Raw genomic sequence first — 16,445 nt, forward strand, 5'->3', positions numbered from 1 at the left:
TCACAACGGTTCGAGTAGGCGTTGTTTGCACTGACGCCATCGCGAGCAGGCTCGCTCCCACATTGGCTTTGTGTTCGATGCAACGCCAAATTGGGAGTGAGCCTGCTCGCGAAAGCAATCTTATAAGCGACACCAACCCATGGTTGAAAACGCAGTTTGTGAGCGAAGTCAGAACTCGCTTTGCAAAACTGTGGTCGAATAAATGACAGCAGCTTCAGCGCATAGACATGCGCGCTGCCTCAAGGGAGCTTCAACCATGAAACGTTTTGTCTTGGCAGTTATTTGCGGTGCATTGGCGACTTCGGCCCTGGCCGCGACCAAAGACTGCGAAGAACTCAAGAATGAGATTGAAATCAAGATTCAGGCTAACGCAGTGCCCTCCTACACTCTGGAGATCGTCACGAAAGAAGAAGCCGACAAGCATGACGCGGCGATGGTCGTTGGTACTTGCGAAAACGGCACCAAAGCCATCATCTATCAAAAGAACGATCGCTGATTGGCCTCAAATGGCGCAGTCGACCGCTCGGTCTTCGGCCACGATCTCGCGCTTGGCGTTATACAGCCGGGCGCTGGGCGTGAACGACAATGAGCGCCCTTCGAGCATGTAACGCTGGCCGGCCTCGAAATGGTCGTAGCGGATGGTCAGGTAGCAGAGGCGCTCAGCGGGATCGTTCATCATTCCAAAACCGCCACTGAACACCTCAAAGTCGAAACGCACCATCAGCTCATGGCTGCCGGGGGCAACCTGAAAGAATCGCCCGTCGGTTAATCGCTGGTTATCCAGGCGTTCGGCCATCATTAATTTTCCACCGGGGGTCGGTGTAGACATGTCGACCCAGGCCATCTGCGGATTGACCGCCGGCATCGGGCTCAGGCAACCGGAAATGACGCTTGCCGTGAGCAACAGCAATAACCTGCGCATGATGAATGTCCTGATGATTGGTCATTCAGCATAACGCCGATCACGTGCGTTGGCAGCCTGCCGGTGTGCCATGCCCAATGACTTTTCGCTGCTGATCGTAGAGCTTTGCCCACGGTCGGAAGCCGATATTCCCCGCTTGCAGTTGATAGCGCTCACCCGCGTTGAAATCCTTGAATTTCACGCTCAACTGGCAATCGCGCCACAACGGCTCACTGTCCGGGCCAATGTTGGTGGGCTGGACCGCAAACTGGTAACGAACCTTCAATTCATGGCTTCCGGGCTGCACTTCGAAGAAGCGTTTATCGGTGGTCGCCTTGTCATCGACCTTCAGCGCTTGCAACGCGGTGTCTTGCGGCTTCGAATCGAGGTCAATCCAGGCTTGGGCGGGGTCCGGGTCGGGCATTCCAAACCCGGCACAACCGGCCAGCGTCAGCAGGCCTCCTGTCAGCATCAACATGCGCATAGCGGAGCTCCAGTCAGGCGGGATAGTCTTGCGGGCAGACTCTCCGAGGATGATTTTATTTTGATCAGGCCGCTTCCAAGCCTTGGGTTACTTGATCGCGTTTTGCGCGTTTTGTTTCCGGGCGTGTTGTTTTTGTTGCTCAACGGTTGCGCCAGCGTCAGCTACTACGGTCAATTGGCCAGTGGTCAGCTGCAATTGCTCCGGGCCCGGGAGCCGGTTGCCAAGGTAATTGCCAACCCACAGCGCGATCCGCAACTGCGTGCGCATCTGGCCCAATCGCAAAAGGCTCGGGTGTTCGCGAGCCAGCATCTGCACCTGCCGGATAACCAGAGCTATCGCCTGTACGCCGACATTGGCCGGCCGTATGTGGTCTGGAATGTCTTCGCCACGCAGGAGTTTTCCCTGACGCCGCAAAACCATTGCTTCCCCATCGCCGGTTGCGTCGCTTACCGCGGTTACTACAGCCAGAGCGCGGCCCGGGGTGAAGCGGCCATGCAACGACTCAACGGCATGGACGTGTCGATCGGCGGGGTGGAGGCCTACTCGACCCTGGGCTGGTTCAATGACCCGATCCTCAGCTCGATGATGAATTGGGGTGATGAACGGCTGGCCACGCTGATCTTTCATGAGCTGGGCCATCAGCGGTTTTATGTGAAGGACGACACTGAGTTCAACGAGTCTTTCGCCACGTTTGTCGAGCAGGAAGGCACCCGCCAATGGCGCGCCAGCCGTGGACTCGCCCCGGACAACGGCATGCAAATGCGGCAGCGCGATCAGTTCATTCAGCTGATTCTGGATACTCGCGTACGACTTGAACGGCTGTACGCCCAGCCCTTGCCCGCCGAGCAGATGCGTCAACGCAAAGCCGCCGAGTTCGAACGACTGCGCAGCAACTATCGGACGATGCGGGAAAGCCAATGGGCCGGGGATAAACGCTACGACGCCTGGATCAACCTGCCGCTGAACAATGCCCGGTTGCTGCCGTTTGGTTTATACGACCAGTGGGTGCCAGCGTTTGCGGCGCTGTTCAGGCAGGAGGGTGGGGATTGGGTAAAGTTTTATGCGGCGGTGGAGAAACTTGGCGGCTTGCCGGTTGCGGAGCGTAAGGCGGCTTTGAAGGCATTGGCAGACCTACAGAATGCCGGTGGCTGAACGGACGCCACGCGGGCAAGCCTTGCTCCTACAGATGCTCTGTCCAAACGCAATGGTGTGCACATCACAATCTGTAGGAGCAAGGCTTGCCCGCGATGAGGCCCGAACAGACACATCAAAAACAGGTCATAACCAAATCGCATCCCATAACGGGTAATCCCCTACCTTCTCGACCAATCCCGCGCGTAGCGGATTGGCGACGATGTATCGAGCAACCGCCTGCAGATCCTCTTCCTTGCGGATGGCCCTGTCGTGAAATCCAGGTTGCCAAAGTGGGTCTTCACGCTGAATCGCACGATTTAATGCCACGGTCGTGCGTGACTTGGTGCGGGCTATCAGCTTTGGCAGTGAGATATTCTGAAGCTCGATCAGCCAATGAAAATGATCCGGCATGACAACCCAGGCCAGGGATTTGGCGAATTGCTCTTGCTGCGCCTTTTGAAATGCATCGACTACCATTCGGCCGGTTTTAAAGCTTGAAAAGACAGGCTGACGGTTTCGAACGACCGCCGTCAGCAGATAGATTTGTCCAGAACCGGAATAGCGCCCGGTACGTAGACGATGAGCGTGATGCTCGCTTGGCATTAATGATCCTCCTTGATCGTGGCCTCAGTCATTAGAGGCTAGAACGACAAAAGAGAATCGGTTGCACAGCAGTTTCTCAGGATGTTTCTGCAAGGACGCCATCGCGGGCAAGCCTTGCTCCTACAGATGTTCGTCAGAACGCAGAGATGTGCACGCCACGACCCCGTAGGAGCGAGGCTTGCCCGCGAAGGCGTACTGATCAACGCCGCAGAAACGCCTGATGCATCTCCTCCAGCGTTTCAAAGTGATACGCCGGCGCTTCGGCGCTGAGCTCTTCGTGGCTGCCAAAACCGTAACCCACCGCTGCCGCATCAAGCCCGTTGCTGCGCGCGCCGATCAAGTCGTGTTTGCGGTCGCCGATCATCAGGGTGTTGCCCGGGTCGAGGCCTTCTTCGGCGATCAAATGGGCGATCAGCTCGACTTTGTTGGTCCGGGTGCCATCCAGCTCACTGCCGTAAATCACTTTGAAGTGCTTGGCGAAATCGAAGTGCCGGGCGATTTCCCGGGCGAACACCCAGGGTTTGGAGGTGGCGATGTACAGCTGTCGGCCTTGCCCACTCAAGGTTTCCAATAGCAGCGTAACACCGTCGAACACGCGGTTCTCATACAGGCCGGTGACTTTGAAACGCTCGCGATAGAAATTCACCGCTTCCCAGGCCTTGGGCTCGTCGAACCCGTAAAACTGCATGAACGCCTGCAACAGCGGCGGGCCGATGAAGTGTTCGAGCTTGGTCAGGTCGGGTTCGTCGATGCCAAATTTGGCCAGGGCGAACTGGATCGAGCGGGTAATCCCCTCACGCGGGTCGGTCAAAGTGCCATCGAGGTCGAACAAAACAGTTTGGTAATGCATGAAGATTCCTGGGCAACAGTGAGAAGGCTTAGAGCGGGTCGTAGCCTTCGGCCAGATGCAGGTCCTTGAGCTTCACGTAATTCGCCGCGCTGTAGGTGAAAAAGGCTTTTTCCTTGTCAGTCAGCGGCCGGATCTGTTTCACCGGGCTGCCGACATACAGAAAACCGCTTTCCAGGCGTTTGCCCGGCGGCACCAGGCTGCCGGCACCGATGATCACATCGTCTTCGACCACCGCACCGTCCATGACGATGCTGCCCATGCCGATCAGAATCCGGTTACCCACCGAACAGCCGTGGAGCATGACTTTGTGAGCGATGGTCACGTCGTCACCGATCAAACAGGGAAAGCCGTCAGGATTGAATGGTCCGGCGTGGGTGATGTGCAGCACGCAGCCGTCCTGAACGCTGGTGCGCGCACCGATGCGGATGCGGTGCATGTCGCCACGAATCACCGTCAGCGGCCAGACGGAGCTGTCTTCGCCGATTTCGACGTCGCCGATTACCACCGCCGAGCCGTCGACAAAAGCGCCTTTGCCCAGTAGCGGCGTGTGGTTCAGATACTTGCGAAGGGTCACGATAGGTTCTCTCTCTGTCGCTGATAGCTGCGGTGAGCGTCGATTGTAATTAAGATGGCCGCATGTTTCTTCCAGCCAAGGTGCCAACCGTGAGCGTGAACAACCCTCTTTTGCAGTCCTACGACCTGCCGCCGTTCTCGGCGATTCGTGCCGAACACGTGCAACCGGCCATTGAACAGATCCTGGCTGACAACCGCGCCGCCATTATCGAGATCCTCAAAACCCAGGGCAAACAACCGACCTGGGCCGGCCTGGTGCTGGCGATGGACGAGCTCAATGACCGCCTGGGCGCCGCCTGGAGCCCGGTCAGCCACCTGAATGCCGTGTGCAACAGCGCCCAATTGCGTGAAGCCTACGAGTCCTGCCTGCCGGCCCTGAGCGCCTACTCCACCGAGATGGGCCAGAACCGCGAACTGTTCCAGGCTTTCGAAGCCCTGGCCAACAGTCCCGAAGCCGCCGGTTTCGACGTGGCGCAGAAAACCATTCTCGAACACGCCCTGCGTGACTTCCGTCTGTCGGGTATCGACCTGCCGCAAGCTCAGCAGAAGCGTTACGCCGAAGTGCAAAGCAAACTGTCCGAGCTGGGCAGCCGCTTCTCCAACCAGTTGCTCGACGCCACTCAGGCCTGGACCAAGCACGTTACCGATGAAGCCGCCCTCGCCGGCCTGACCGATTCGGCCAAGGCGCAAATGGCCGCCGCGGCGCAGGCCAAAGGCCTGGATGGCTGGTTGATCAGCCTGGAATTCCCGAGCTATTACGCGGTGATGACCTACGCCCACGACCGCGCCCTGCGCGAAGAAGTCTACGCCGCCTACTGCACCCGTGCGTCGGACCAAGGCCCGAATGCCGGTCAGAACGATAACGGCCCGGTGATGGAAGAAATCCTCGACCTGCGTCAGGAGCTTGCAAAACTCTTGGGGTTCGCCAGCTTCTCGGAACTGAGTCTGGCGACCAAAATGGCGGAATCCAGCGATCAGGTACTCAGTTTCCTACGGGATCTGGCCAAGCGCAGCAAACCGTTCGCCGCTCAGGACCTGGAACAGCTCAAGGCCTATGCCGCCGAACAGGACTGCCCGGATCTGCAAAGCTGGGACAGTGGTTTCTACGGTGAAAAACTTCGCGAGCAGCGCTACAGCGTCGCGCAAGAAGCCCTTCGCGCCTACTTCCCGATCGATAAAGTGCTGGGCGGCTTGTTCGCCATCGTTCAGCGCCTGTACGGCATCGAAATCGCCGAACAGAAAGGCTTCGACACTTGGCACCCCGATGTTCGCCTGTTCGAAATCAAGGAAAACGGCCAACACGTCGGCCGCTTCTTCTTCGACCTCTACGCCCGCGCCAACAAGCGCGGCGGTGCCTGGATGGACGGCGCTCGTGACCGTCGCCGCACCGCGCAAGGCGTGCTGCAAAGCCCGGTGGCGAACCTGGTGTGCAACTTCACTCCGGCCGACAGCGGCAAGCCTGCGTTGCTGACCCACGATGAAGTCACCACCCTGTTCCACGAATTTGGTCATGGCCTGCATCACCTGCTGACCCGCGTCGAGCATGCCGGTGTGTCCGGTATCAACGGCGTGGCCTGGGATGCGGTCGAGCTGCCAAGTCAGTTCATGGAAAACTGGTGCTGGGAGCCCGAAGGCCTGGCGCTGATCTCCGGTCACTACGAAACCGGCGAACCACTGCCTCAGGACCTGCTGGGCAAAATGCTCGCGGCGAAGAACTTCCAGTCCGGCCTGATGATGGTCCGCCAGCTGGAGTTCTCGTTGTTCGACTTCGAACTGCACGCCACCCATGGCGACGGCCGCAGCGTACTGCAAGTGCTCGAAGGCGTGCGCGACGAGGTCTCGGTCATGCGTCCGCCGGCCTACAACCGTTTCCCGAACAGCTTCGCGCATATCTTCGCCGGCGGTTACGCGGCGGGTTACTACAGCTACAAATGGGCCGAAGTGCTGTCTGCCGATGCCTTTTCGAAATTCGAAGAAGACGGCGTGCTCAATGCCGAGACCGGCCGCGCCTTCCGTGAAGCGATCCTGGCGCGCGGCGGTTCTCAGGAGCCAATGGTGCTGTTCGTCGACTTCCGTGGCCGGGCGCCATCGATTGACGCACTCTTGCGCCACAGCGGCCTGAGTGAGGACGCGGCAGCATGAGCGAGGGGCCTGTGATCACGAAAAAACGCTTTATCGCCGGGGCAGTTTGCCCGGCCTGCAGCGAGCCGGACAAATTGATGATGTGGAACGAAGACGAGGTCCCGCACCGTGAGTGCGTGGCCTGCGGATACTCCGACACGCTCAATGAGCAGAGGTCTGTCAGTGCCCAAGGAATTGGGCACGCGGGTCAACGTTTCGGCGCTGAAAGTGCCGGATGCCAAGGTTCAGGCGGTGCAATTCTTCCCGAACCCGAAGTTGAAAAAGAAGCCTGACGAGCAGCACTGAGTCATCACTACCTTGCTCGCCGCAACGGCGTGCAAGGTTGGTACGCCCAGTACCAGTCAGTTAATGCACAGAACCTGTGGGAGCGAGCAAGCTCGCTCCCACAGGGATTGCAACCTTCAAATCCTTAACTGATCGGCATTAGGCGGTACGACTGCTTTTTCCTACTTCTCGACGTTGGCCGATTTGAACCAACTCTTCATCGAGCACATGGCGAACGGACTGGTGCTGCAATCACCATTGGCCAGCGCCGTGCGCAGCTTGTCGACATCAGCCTGCATCATGTAGCGAACACCGTCCTTGAAGTGGGTACTGTCGCCAAAACCGCCTTGGGTCATTTCATTCAAGGCATCTTCTTTGCTCCAGCCCTGCACGACCACCCGATACATGGCGGACATCAGGCCGGTGCGGTCGGAGCCATGCTTGCAATGCATCAATACCGGGCCTTTGGCCTCGGCGGTCTGAATGGCGCGAAGCGCGGCGATGACCTGCGCGTCGTCCACATGATTGGTGCGGTAAGGCAGTTGGACCTGGTCGATGCCAGGCGTGGACAACCAGCTCTTGTCCGATTCAGGCAGGAAGTTGATGACGGTTCCAACCTTGAGTTTTTCCAGCAGCGGCACTGCGCCGCTGTCCGGCAATGCGCTGCGGTAGAGCGTCGGGGACATTTGGTAGAGGTTGTATTTGGCCTCCACCGGCTGCGCCCATTCTGCGGGCCGCGCGGGTGCCGCGTCGTCAGCCAGGGCCAGCGACACATTGAAAAGGGCTACCAACGACAGGCACATCGCAGGGATAAGACGGGTTTTAGACATGCTGGGCGACCGTGAAGAAGAAGCGGATTAATAACGCTAGCTTCAGCCTTGAGCAGTCAAAGGGCTGTGAGCCGACTGTCAAAGAATCGTGAATCGATCGAGCCAAGGGCTACTTTCGTCGCATAACCCGGTTTATTTATGCTGAATCGCTTCATCCTGATTCTTAGCCTGCTACCATTTGTTACCAAAGTTTTTAGGTACGTGGCCATTTTCACTGATCGTCCCCCCCGTATCGCTGCCAAAACGAAAAGCCGCTCAATGAATCGGCTGAAAACCATCAATGCCTGATGAGGTGCACCCCATGTCTGATCAAGATCGAGACAACCCGCGGCGTGAGTTTTTGCGTAAATCCCTGACCTTGATCCCGGTGGTCACCGTCGCCAGCACTACGCTGGGCAGTTCTGTCCTGCTCGCCGCGCCGCAAGCGGCACCGGCCAGTCCCGGCAAAACGCCTGTAAGCACCAGCGTCTATGAACCCAGCTACTTCACCGCCGAAGAATGGACGTTCATCAAGGCAGCCGTCGCTCAACTGATCCCGAACGATGCCCAAGGGCCAGGCGCACTTGAAGCCGGCGTGCCGGAATACATCGATCGACAAATGAACACCCCGTATGCCGCCGGCGCCCTGTGGTTCATGCAAGGGCCGTTCAATGCCGATGCCCCCGCGGAAATGGGCTGGCAGAGCAAACTCGTCCCTAAAGAGATCTATCGCTTGGGCATTGCCGCCACGGATGCCTGGTCGAAAGCCTTGAACGGTAAAGTATTTGCTGATCAAGACAGCGCTACCCGAGACGATTTACTGAAGCAACTCGAAACCGGAAAGCCTGCGTTCGACAGCGTTCCGTCGACGATTTTCTTCAACCTGCTGCTGCAAAACACCAAGGAGGGGTTCTTCTGCGACCCGATCCACGGCGGCAACAAAGGCATGGTCGGCTGGACCATGATCGGCTTCCCCGGCGCCCGCGCCGATTTCATGGATTGGGTGGAACGCAACGAGCAATACCCCTTCCCGGCAGTTTCGATTCGCGGCGAGAGGGCATAAGCATGGCAACCGTAATGAAGAAGGTCGACGCAGTGATCGTCGGTTTTGGCTGGACCGGCGCGATCATGGCCAAAGAGCTGACAGAAGCAGGCCTGAACGTGTTGGCGCTGGAACGCGGCCCGATGCAGGACACCTACCCTGACGGCAACTATCCCCAGGTGATCGACGAACTTACCTACAGCGTTCGCAAGAAACTCTTCCAGGACATCTCCAAAGAGACGGTGACCATTCGCCATAGCGTGAATGACATCGCACTGCCGAACCGCCAACTCGGCGCTTTCCTGCCCGGTAACGGTGTGGGCGGCGCGGGGCTGCATTGGTCGGGCGTGCACTTTCGGGTTGATCCAATCGAGTTGCGGATGCGCAGCCATTACGAAGAACGCTACGGCAAAAGCTTCATCCCCAAGGACATGACCATCCAGGACTTCGGCGTCAGCTATGAAGAGCTGGAGCCGTTCTTCGATTACGCCGAGAAGGTGTTCGGTACGTCGGGTCAAGCCTGGACGGTGAATGGTCAACGGGTCGGTGAAGGCAAGGGCGGCAACCCTTATGCACCGGATCGCTCGAACCCGTTCCCGCTGGAATCGCAGAAAAACACGGTCTCCGCACAGCTGTTCCAGAAAGCGGCCACAGCCGTGGGTTACAAACCCTACAACCTGCCGTCGGCCAATACCTCAGGCCCGTACACCAACCCCTACGGCGCCCAGATGGGCCCGTGCAACTTCTGCGGTTTTTGCAGCGGTTACGTTTGCTACATGTACTCCAAGGCATCGCCGAACGTGAACATTCTGCCGGCGCTCAAGCCGTTGCCGAATTTCGAACTGCGGCCCAATTCCCACGTGCTGCGGGTCAACCTCGACAGCACCAAGACCAAAGCCACCGGCGTGACCTACATCGATGGCCAGGGCCGGGAGATCGAGCAGCCGGCCGATCTGGTGATCCTCGGCGCGTTCCAGTTCCACAACGTGCGATTGATGCTGCTCTCCGGCATCGGCAAACCTTACGACCCGATCAGCGGTGAGGGCGTGGTCGGCAAGAACTTCGCCTACCAGAACTTGGCCACTATCAAGGCGTTCTTCGACAAGGACACCCACACCAACAACTTCATCGGGGCTGGCGGCAACGGCGTGGCAATAGATGACTTCAATGCCGACAACTTCGACCACGGCCCGCACGGCTTCGTCGGCGGCTCGCCGATGTGGGTCAATCAGGCCGGCAGCCGCCCAATCGCCGGGACCTCGAACCCCCGGGCACTCCGGCCTGGGGCAGTGCCTGGAAACGCGCCACCGCCGATTACTACACCCATCAGGTGTCGATGGACGCCCACGGCGCGCATCAGTCCTACCGCGGCAATTACCTGGATCTCGACCCGGTATACCGCGATGCCTACGGCTTGCCGCTGCTGCGGATGACCTTCGACTGGCAGGAAAACGACATCAAGATGAACCGCTTCATGGTCGAAAAAATGGGCAAGATCGCCGAAGCGATGGGCCCCAAAGCCATCGCAGTGATCGGCAAGCAGGTCGGTGATCACTTCAACACCGCGGCCTACCAGACCACCCACCTCAACGGTGGCGCGATCATGGGCACCAACCCGAAAACCAGCGCCCTGAACCGTTACCTGCAGAGCTGGGACGTGCACAACGTGTTCGTCCCTGGGGCGTCAGCTTTCCCACAAGGCTTGGGTTACAACCCTACAGGCCTGGTGGCTGCGTTGACCTACTGGTCGGCGCGGGCGATCCGCGAGCAGTACCTGAAAAACCCCGGCCCGCTGGTTCAGGCTTAAGGAGCGATAACCATGAAAGCACTCGTTATCGCGACCTTCGCCCTGCTCGGCAGTGCCTCGATCAACGCCGCAGAAGTTGATCAAAACCTGATCAAACAAGGCGAATACCTTGCCCGTGCCGGTGACTGTGTCGCCTGCCACACCGCCAAGAACGGCAAGCCGTTCGCCGGTGGTCTGCCGATGGAAACACCGATCGGGACAATCTATTCGACCAACATCACCCCGGACAAAACCGGCCTCGGCGACTACAGCTTCGAAAACTTCGACAAAGCCGTACGCCACGGTGTCGCCAAAAACGGCAGCACCTTGTACCCGGCGATGCCGTATCCGTCCTATGCCAGCGTCACCGAACCCGACATGCAGGCCTTGTACGCCTACTTCATGCACGGCGTGGCGCCGGTCGCCCAGGAAAACAAGGCCAGCGACATTCCCTGGCCTTTGAGCATGCGTTGGCCACTCATGGGCTGGCGCTGGATGTTTGCCCCGGCCGCGGCAGATTACAAAGCAGCGCCGGGCGCTGATGCGGTGGTCAGTCGTGGGGCTTATCTGGTGGAAGGCCTGGGACATTGCGGCGCCTGCCATACGCCGCGAGCCCTGACCATGCAGGAAAAATCCCTGAATGCCGGCGAGGGCAGCACGTTTCTGTCGGGTAGCGCGCCGCTGGAAGGCTGGATCGCGAAAAGCCTGCGCGGCGACCACAAGGACGGTCTCGGCAGTTGGAGCGAGGCGCAACTGGTGCAATTTCTCAAGACCGGACGCAGCGACCGCAGTGCGGTGTTCGGTGGCATGAGCGATGTGGTGACCCACAGCATGCAGTACATGACCGACGCCGACCTGAGCGCGATTGCCCGTTACCTCAAGTCGCTGCCGGCTAACGATCCCGACGACCAGCCGCACCAGTACGACAAGCAAGTCGCCCAGGCACTGTGGAAGGGTGACGACAGCAAGCCTGGCGCCTCGGTGTACATCGACAATTGCGCGGCCTGTCACAGGACTGATGGCCACGGATATACACGGGTGTTCCCGGCGCTGGCGGGCAATCCGGTGTTGCAGTCGCAAGACCCGACGTCGCTGATTAACATTGTGCTCAAGGGCGGCACCTTGCCGGCGACTCACACGGCACCGTCGACCTTCACCATGCCAGCGTTTGCCTGGCGCTTGTCGGATCAGGAAGTGGCGGATGTGGTCAGCTTCATTCGCAGCAGTTGGGGCAATAACGGTTCGCCGGTCAAGGCCAGCACCGTGGCCGACCTGCGCAAGGCTGATATGAAAACCACCTCGGGCGATGATCTGGGCCAGGTCACCCGGAAGAAGTGATCGCCCGGCGGCACTAGCCAGATGAACAATGCCTCGCTACTGTATATAAAACCAGTACCGAGGCATTTTCATGTCCACTCCTCTTCCGCCACGCGGCCGCGGCACCGCCACTAACCCGCACAACCGCTTCGCGCCCAACCGCTCGGTAGCCGAAGACGACGGTTGGTATCAGGAAGCGCCAGTCACCCAAGGCACCGAGGTGCGCATCGAGACGGCGAAAACCATCATCACCCGCAACAACTCGCCGGACCTGCCCTTCGATCGCTCGATCAATCCTTATCGTGGCTGCGAGCACGGTTGTATCTATTGCTACGCGCGGCCCAGTCACGCCTATTGGGACATGTCGCCGGGGCTGGATTTCGAAACCAAACTGATCGCCAAGACCAACGCTGCGCACGTGCTGGAGGAGCAGCTCTCCAAACGCGGCTATCAATGCGCACCGATCAACCTCGGTTCCAACACCGATCCTTATCAGCCCATCGAACGCGAACACAAAATCACCCGCCAGACCCTGGAGGTGCTGCTGCGTTACCGTCATCCGGTGACCATCATTACTAAGGGTTCGCTGATTCTTCGCGATCTGGACCTGCTGGTCGAACTTGCTGAACAGCGGTTGGTGGCGGTGATGATCAGCCTCACCACCCTCGACGACGAGCTCAAACGCATCCTCGAACCCCGGGCCGCGGCGCCCAAAGCCCGGCTGCGGGCTATCCGGGTGATGCGCGAGGCCGGGATTCAGGTAGGCGTCTTGTGCTCGCCGATGATTCCGATGATCAATGACAGCGAACTCGAAAGCCTGCTCACCGAAGCCCACGCGGCCGGTGCCCAGAGCGCGGCCTACATGATGTTGCGCTTGCCCCTGGAAGTGGCGCCGTTGTTCGAAGAATGGCTGGCCGCCCACTACCCGCAGCGCGCGGCTCATGTGCTGAGCCTGATCCGGCAGAGTCGAGGCGGCGAGCTCTACGACAGCCAGTTTGGTGCGCGGATGCGCGGTGAAGGACCGTTCGCCGACCTGTTGGCGCAACGCTTTGCCAAAACCATCAAACGCTTGGGGCTCAATTGTCGTGAAGGGTTTAATCTGGACTGCAACGCCTTCTGTCCACCGGGTCGCCAAATGTCATTGATTTGAGGACAATTGGCCTATCGTTGAGTCGTGAAAACACTCGTCACCGTTAGGCCCGGTCACGTTTTTTTCGACCTGGAACGCACGTTCTAGAGCGGTCTATTCAGTTTGAGTTAAGTTTCGCCGGCTACCTTGTTCATCGAGTGACTGATGGGTCGAGACCTGCGACCTGGATGTTTTTTAAACAGCCACTGGCTTCATATCGGACAAAACGGGACACTTCCCCATCTCCGTCAAAGAGGATGAATCATGAGTGACAAGGATAAACAGCCGCTGGCTGCATCGGTTTCAGCCCACCCCGAGGCGGAGTCCGCCGATGCAGCGCTGAAGCATATTGTTGACGGCTTTTTGCATTTTCATCACGAGGTCTTTCCGCAGCAGGAAGAGCTCTTCAAAAAACTCGCCACGGCCCAGAGCCCGAGAGCGATGTTCATCGCCTGCGCCGATTCGCGCATCGTTCCTGAACTGATCACCCAAAGCGCCCCTGGCGATCTGTTCGTGACCCGTAACGTCGGTAACGTCGTGCCACCTTATGGGCAAATGAACGGCGGCGTTTCCACCGCGATCGAATACGCGGTGCTGGCCCTCGGCGTGCAACACATCATCATTTGCGGCCATTCCGATTGCGGCGCCATGCGCGCGGTACTCAACCCGCAGAGCCTGGAAAAAATGCCCACGGTCAAAGCCTGGCTGCGGCATGCCGAAGTGGCGAAAACCATGGTCCAGGAAAACTGCCATTGCGCTGACGAAAACGAAAGCATGCACATCCTCACCGAAGAGAATGTGATCGCCCAGTTGCAGCATCTGCGCACACACCCATCGGTGGCCTCGCGCATGGCCAACGGTCAGCTGTTTATCCATGGCTGGGTCTACAGCATCGAAACCAGCGAAATCAAAGCGTACGACGCGGATCAGGGTCGTTTCCTGCCGCTCGATGGCAGCCATCCGATCCCGGTGGCGACGCCTAAAGCGCGCTTCTAAAACCTCCTAAATCGTTGAGTGGTTTAGCCGGGGCTGCCGATTGAGCAGCCGGGCTTCGCCATGCCTGAAAAACTTCGGGAGAATCCCTATGCGTGCTGCGCAACTAAAAGCTGTACTGCCACGGGAGCTGCTGGCTTCGGTGGTGGTGTTTCTGGTGGCCCTGCCCTTGTGCATGGGCATCGCCATCGCCTCGGGGTTGCCACCGGCCAAAGGCCTGATCACCGGGATCATCGGTGGCTTGGTGGTGGGCTGGATTGCCGGCTCACCGTTGCAAGTCAGCGGCCCGGCGGCGGGTCTGGCCGTATTGGTATTCGAGCTGGTGCGCCAACACGGTATCGCCATGCTCGGGCCGATTTTGCTGCTGGCCGGTTTTCTGCAACTGGTGGCCGGTCGTTTGAAACTGGGCTGCTGGTTTCGGGTGACGGCGCCAGCGGTGGTCTACGGCATGCTCGCCGGGATTGGCGTGTTGATCGTGCTGTCACAGGTGCATGTGATGCTCGACGCCGTACCCAAACCGTCAGGGCTGGATAACCTGGCAGCGTTCCCGGCCGCCGTGGCTCAGGCCTTGCCATCCTTGGGCTGGCAGGCCGGCTTACTCGGGCTGTCGACGATTGCGGTGATGTGGTTGTGGGAGAAATTGCGCCCACATTCCCTGCGTTTCATTCCCGGTGCCTTGCTCGGGGTCGGTCTGGCGACAGTCGCCAGCCTGATGCTTGCCTTGCAGGTCAAACGCGTGGAGGTCCCGGCCAACCTGGCTGAAGCCATCGACTGGCTCAAACCGGCGGACTTGCTCAACCTGGCTGACCCGACCCTGCTGATCGCCGCGTTTGCCGTGGCCTTCATCGCCAGCGCCGAAACCCTGCTTTCGGCCGCCGCCGTGGACCGTATGCACAGCGGCCAGCGTTCGGACTTCGACCGGGAATTGTCAGCGCAAGGGGTGGGCAATATGCTCTGCGGCTTGCTCGGTGCATTGCCAATGACCGGGGTGATCGTGCGCAGCTCGGCCAACGTCCAGGCCGGTGCGACCACGCGAATGTCGGCAATCTTTCATGGTCTGTGGTTGCTGGCCTTCGTGCTGTTGCTGTCCAGCGTGCTGCAAAGCATTCCGGTGGCGAGCCTGGCGGGTGTGCTGGTTTATACCGGTTTCAAACTGGTGGACCTCAAAGCCTTTCGCGGCCTGGGTCGTTATGGCCGGATGCCGATGTTCACCTACGCGGCGACTGCACTGGCGATCATCTTCACCGACCTGCTGACCGGCGTGCTGATCGGCTTCGGCCTGACCCTGGCCAAACTGGCCTGGAAGGCTTCGCGGCTGAAGATCAGCCTGATCGACCTGCCCAAGGACGGCGAAATGGAGTTGCGCTTGATCGGTGCGGCGACCTTTCTCAAGGTGCCGGCACTGACCCAGGTGCTGGGCACCATTCCAGCAGGCACGACGGTGCATGTGCCACTCAATAACCTGAGCTACATCGACCATTCGTGTCTGGAGTTGCTTGAGGAGTGGGGCCGGGCGAATGCGGCCAAGGGCTCGACACTGGTGATTGAGGCGCGGGGGTTGAAGCGCAGGTTGGAAGGACGGTTGCGGACAACGTCCGGCGTGGGTTCTGCTGGATAGGAAAACCATTGTGGGAGCGAGCAGGCTCGCTCCCACAGAGATACGTTAATCCATTTCGTGCTTTTGCCCAATCGATGCCCTGACGATCTTGCAGTAACCGCTTCCTTAATAATTCAGCTCGACTTTTTTCTTCCTTTTAATAGGTAAATCTGAAATGAAAATTTTATTGACTGTAGTATTTAGTAGTCTGTGCGTAACTGCTATAGCCGAAGAGCACTCAACTGAAATCGTGCAACAACCGACAGTAAATGAATACAACTATTCCACTCGACTAGATGTTGCCAAAATCATTTCCACGAGCGAAATCCCCTATGTCTGCGGCGTTGTCCCGATGCAAATGGAGTACGAGGATTCCAAAGATCAACGCCATATTTTAAATTACAGTGTGATGGGCAATGGTTGCTCTAACGGCTGATGATTTTTCACAAACGAATTCTGAGGAAATACTACATGACGCCATTCAATACCCTTGAACCATTTTGAGACCGGATGAGAATCTCCTGGCCGTATGCAGCATTGTCCGAGTTCATTACACATTCATCCATTACAAACATTCAGCCGCAATGCTGGCAGGTAATAAATTCGACAACTATAAAGATAAATTATTCCTGCATTCATTAAGGAGCCGCTGCAGAAACAATTAATAGCCCCAGTCCCGGGCACACTGAACACCGTCAATGAGCCCCCTCGCCTTGAACACCTTTACACACCAAGCTGGAGATCTTCTCCGAATTCGAATCGTAATTCCTGCAAGTTTTTTGAGTTAATGCGTACTTAACTACTTCAACTGATACTGCATC

Annotated in this window: 15 protein-coding genes and 2 pseudogenes; 11 read left to right on the top strand and 6 right to left on the bottom strand. The window is 58.5% G+C overall.

What is annotated here, in order from left to right:
* The first annotated feature begins 256 nt into the window (after positions 1–256).
* A complete protein-coding gene (locus JFV26_RS24020; RefSeq protein ID WP_201195931.1) occupies positions 257–496 on the top strand; it encodes a DUF1161 domain-containing protein in 240 nt (79 codons plus the stop codon).
* Positions 497–502: 6 nt separating this feature from the next.
* On the opposite strand, the gene JFV26_RS24025 is transcribed toward JFV26_RS24020, so the two are convergent.
* On the bottom strand, positions 503–922 hold the full coding sequence (locus JFV26_RS24025) for a PA0061/PA0062 family lipoprotein (RefSeq protein ID WP_201195932.1): 420 nt from the start codon (positions 920–922) through the stop codon (positions 503–505).
* A 40-nt stretch (positions 923–962) separates the two neighbouring features.
* Entirely contained in the window at positions 963–1,385 is a 423-nt protein-coding gene (locus JFV26_RS24030) for a PA0061/PA0062 family lipoprotein (RefSeq protein ID WP_201195933.1), read from the bottom strand.
* A gap of 60 nt (positions 1,386–1,445) precedes the next feature.
* Here JFV26_RS24030 and JFV26_RS24035 point away from each other — a divergent pair, with 60 nt between their 5' ends.
* Positions 1,446–2,537 carry an aminopeptidase gene (locus tag JFV26_RS24035; RefSeq protein ID WP_201195934.1) on the top strand — a complete coding sequence of 364 codons (1,092 nt, stop codon included), beginning with the start codon at positions 1,446–1,448 and terminating at the stop codon, positions 2,535–2,537.
* Positions 2,538–2,663: 126 nt separating this feature from the next.
* Here JFV26_RS24035 and JFV26_RS24040 read toward each other — a convergent pair whose 3' ends face one another.
* From JFV26_RS24040 to JFV26_RS24050, 3 genes are all read right to left on the bottom strand, one after another.
* A complete protein-coding gene (locus JFV26_RS24040; RefSeq protein ID WP_201195935.1) occupies positions 2,664–3,122 on the bottom strand; it encodes an REP-associated tyrosine transposase in 459 nt (152 codons plus the stop codon).
* A gap of 199 nt (positions 3,123–3,321) precedes the next feature.
* On the bottom strand, positions 3,322–3,972 hold the full coding sequence (locus tag JFV26_RS24045) for an HAD family hydrolase (RefSeq protein ID WP_201195936.1): 651 nt from the start codon (positions 3,970–3,972) through the stop codon (positions 3,322–3,324).
* A 28-nt stretch (positions 3,973–4,000) separates the two neighbouring features.
* Complete coding sequence (locus tag JFV26_RS24050) at positions 4,001–4,546, bottom strand: gamma carbonic anhydrase family protein (RefSeq protein ID WP_201195937.1); 546 nt, start codon at positions 4,544–4,546, stop codon at positions 4,001–4,003.
* A gap of 62 nt (positions 4,547–4,608) precedes the next feature.
* On the opposite strand from JFV26_RS24050, the gene prlC reads away from it, so the two are divergent.
* On the top strand, positions 4,609–6,687 hold the full coding sequence (prlC, locus tag JFV26_RS24055; RefSeq protein ID WP_201195938.1) for an oligopeptidase A: 2,079 nt from the start codon (positions 4,609–4,611) through the stop codon (positions 6,685–6,687).
* Positions 6,684–6,972: pseudogene (locus JFV26_RS24060) on the top strand (YheV family putative zinc ribbon protein). The gene prlC and the pseudogene JFV26_RS24060 overlap by 4 nt, the downstream one beginning before the upstream one ends.
* Before the next feature lie 161 nt (positions 6,973–7,133).
* Here the strand turns inward: JFV26_RS24060 and JFV26_RS24065 are convergent.
* A complete protein-coding gene (locus tag JFV26_RS24065; RefSeq protein WP_201195939.1) occupies positions 7,134–7,781 on the bottom strand; it encodes a phosphatase domain-containing protein in 648 nt (215 codons plus the stop codon).
* A 301-nt stretch (positions 7,782–8,082) separates the two neighbouring features.
* Here JFV26_RS24065 and JFV26_RS24070 point away from each other — a divergent pair, with 301 nt between their 5' ends.
* The 7 genes and pseudogenes from JFV26_RS24070 (at position 8,083) to JFV26_RS24100 (ending at position 16,060) form a co-directional block, all read left to right on the top strand.
* Positions 8,083–8,823 (top strand): gluconate 2-dehydrogenase subunit 3 family protein, encoded by a 741-nt coding sequence (locus tag JFV26_RS24070; RefSeq protein ID WP_201195940.1) that lies wholly within the window; start codon positions 8,083–8,085, stop codon positions 8,821–8,823.
* A 2-nt stretch (positions 8,824–8,825) separates the two neighbouring features.
* Positions 8,826–10,609 (top strand): annotated as a pseudogene (locus JFV26_RS24075) (GMC family oxidoreductase).
* 12 nt (positions 10,610–10,621) lie between these two features.
* Positions 10,622–11,926 (top strand): c-type cytochrome, encoded by a 1,305-nt coding sequence (locus tag JFV26_RS24080; protein ID WP_201195941.1) that lies wholly within the window; start codon positions 10,622–10,624, stop codon positions 11,924–11,926.
* A 70-nt stretch (positions 11,927–11,996) separates the two neighbouring features.
* Complete coding sequence (locus JFV26_RS24085; protein WP_201195942.1) at positions 11,997–13,055, top strand: PA0069 family radical SAM protein; 1,059 nt, start codon at positions 11,997–11,999, stop codon at positions 13,053–13,055.
* Between the two features lie 243 nt (positions 13,056–13,298).
* A complete protein-coding gene (locus JFV26_RS24090; RefSeq protein ID WP_201195944.1) occupies positions 13,299–14,030 on the top strand; it encodes a carbonic anhydrase in 732 nt (243 codons plus the stop codon).
* A gap of 88 nt (positions 14,031–14,118) precedes the next feature.
* Positions 14,119–15,645, top strand: coding sequence for a SulP family inorganic anion transporter (locus JFV26_RS24095; protein WP_201195946.1), 1,527 nt, complete (start codon positions 14,119–14,121; stop codon positions 15,643–15,645).
* Between the two features lie 154 nt (positions 15,646–15,799).
* Positions 15,800–16,060: a DUF2790 domain-containing protein gene (locus tag JFV26_RS24100; RefSeq protein WP_201195948.1), complete on the top strand. Its 261-nt coding sequence runs from the start codon at positions 15,800–15,802 to the stop codon at positions 16,058–16,060.
* Positions 16,061–16,445 lie beyond the last annotated feature (385 nt).

The sequence above is a fragment of the Pseudomonas sp. TH31 genome (genome assembly GCF_016650815.1).
Taxonomy (GTDB): Bacteria; Pseudomonadota; Gammaproteobacteria; order Pseudomonadales; family Pseudomonadaceae; genus Aquipseudomonas.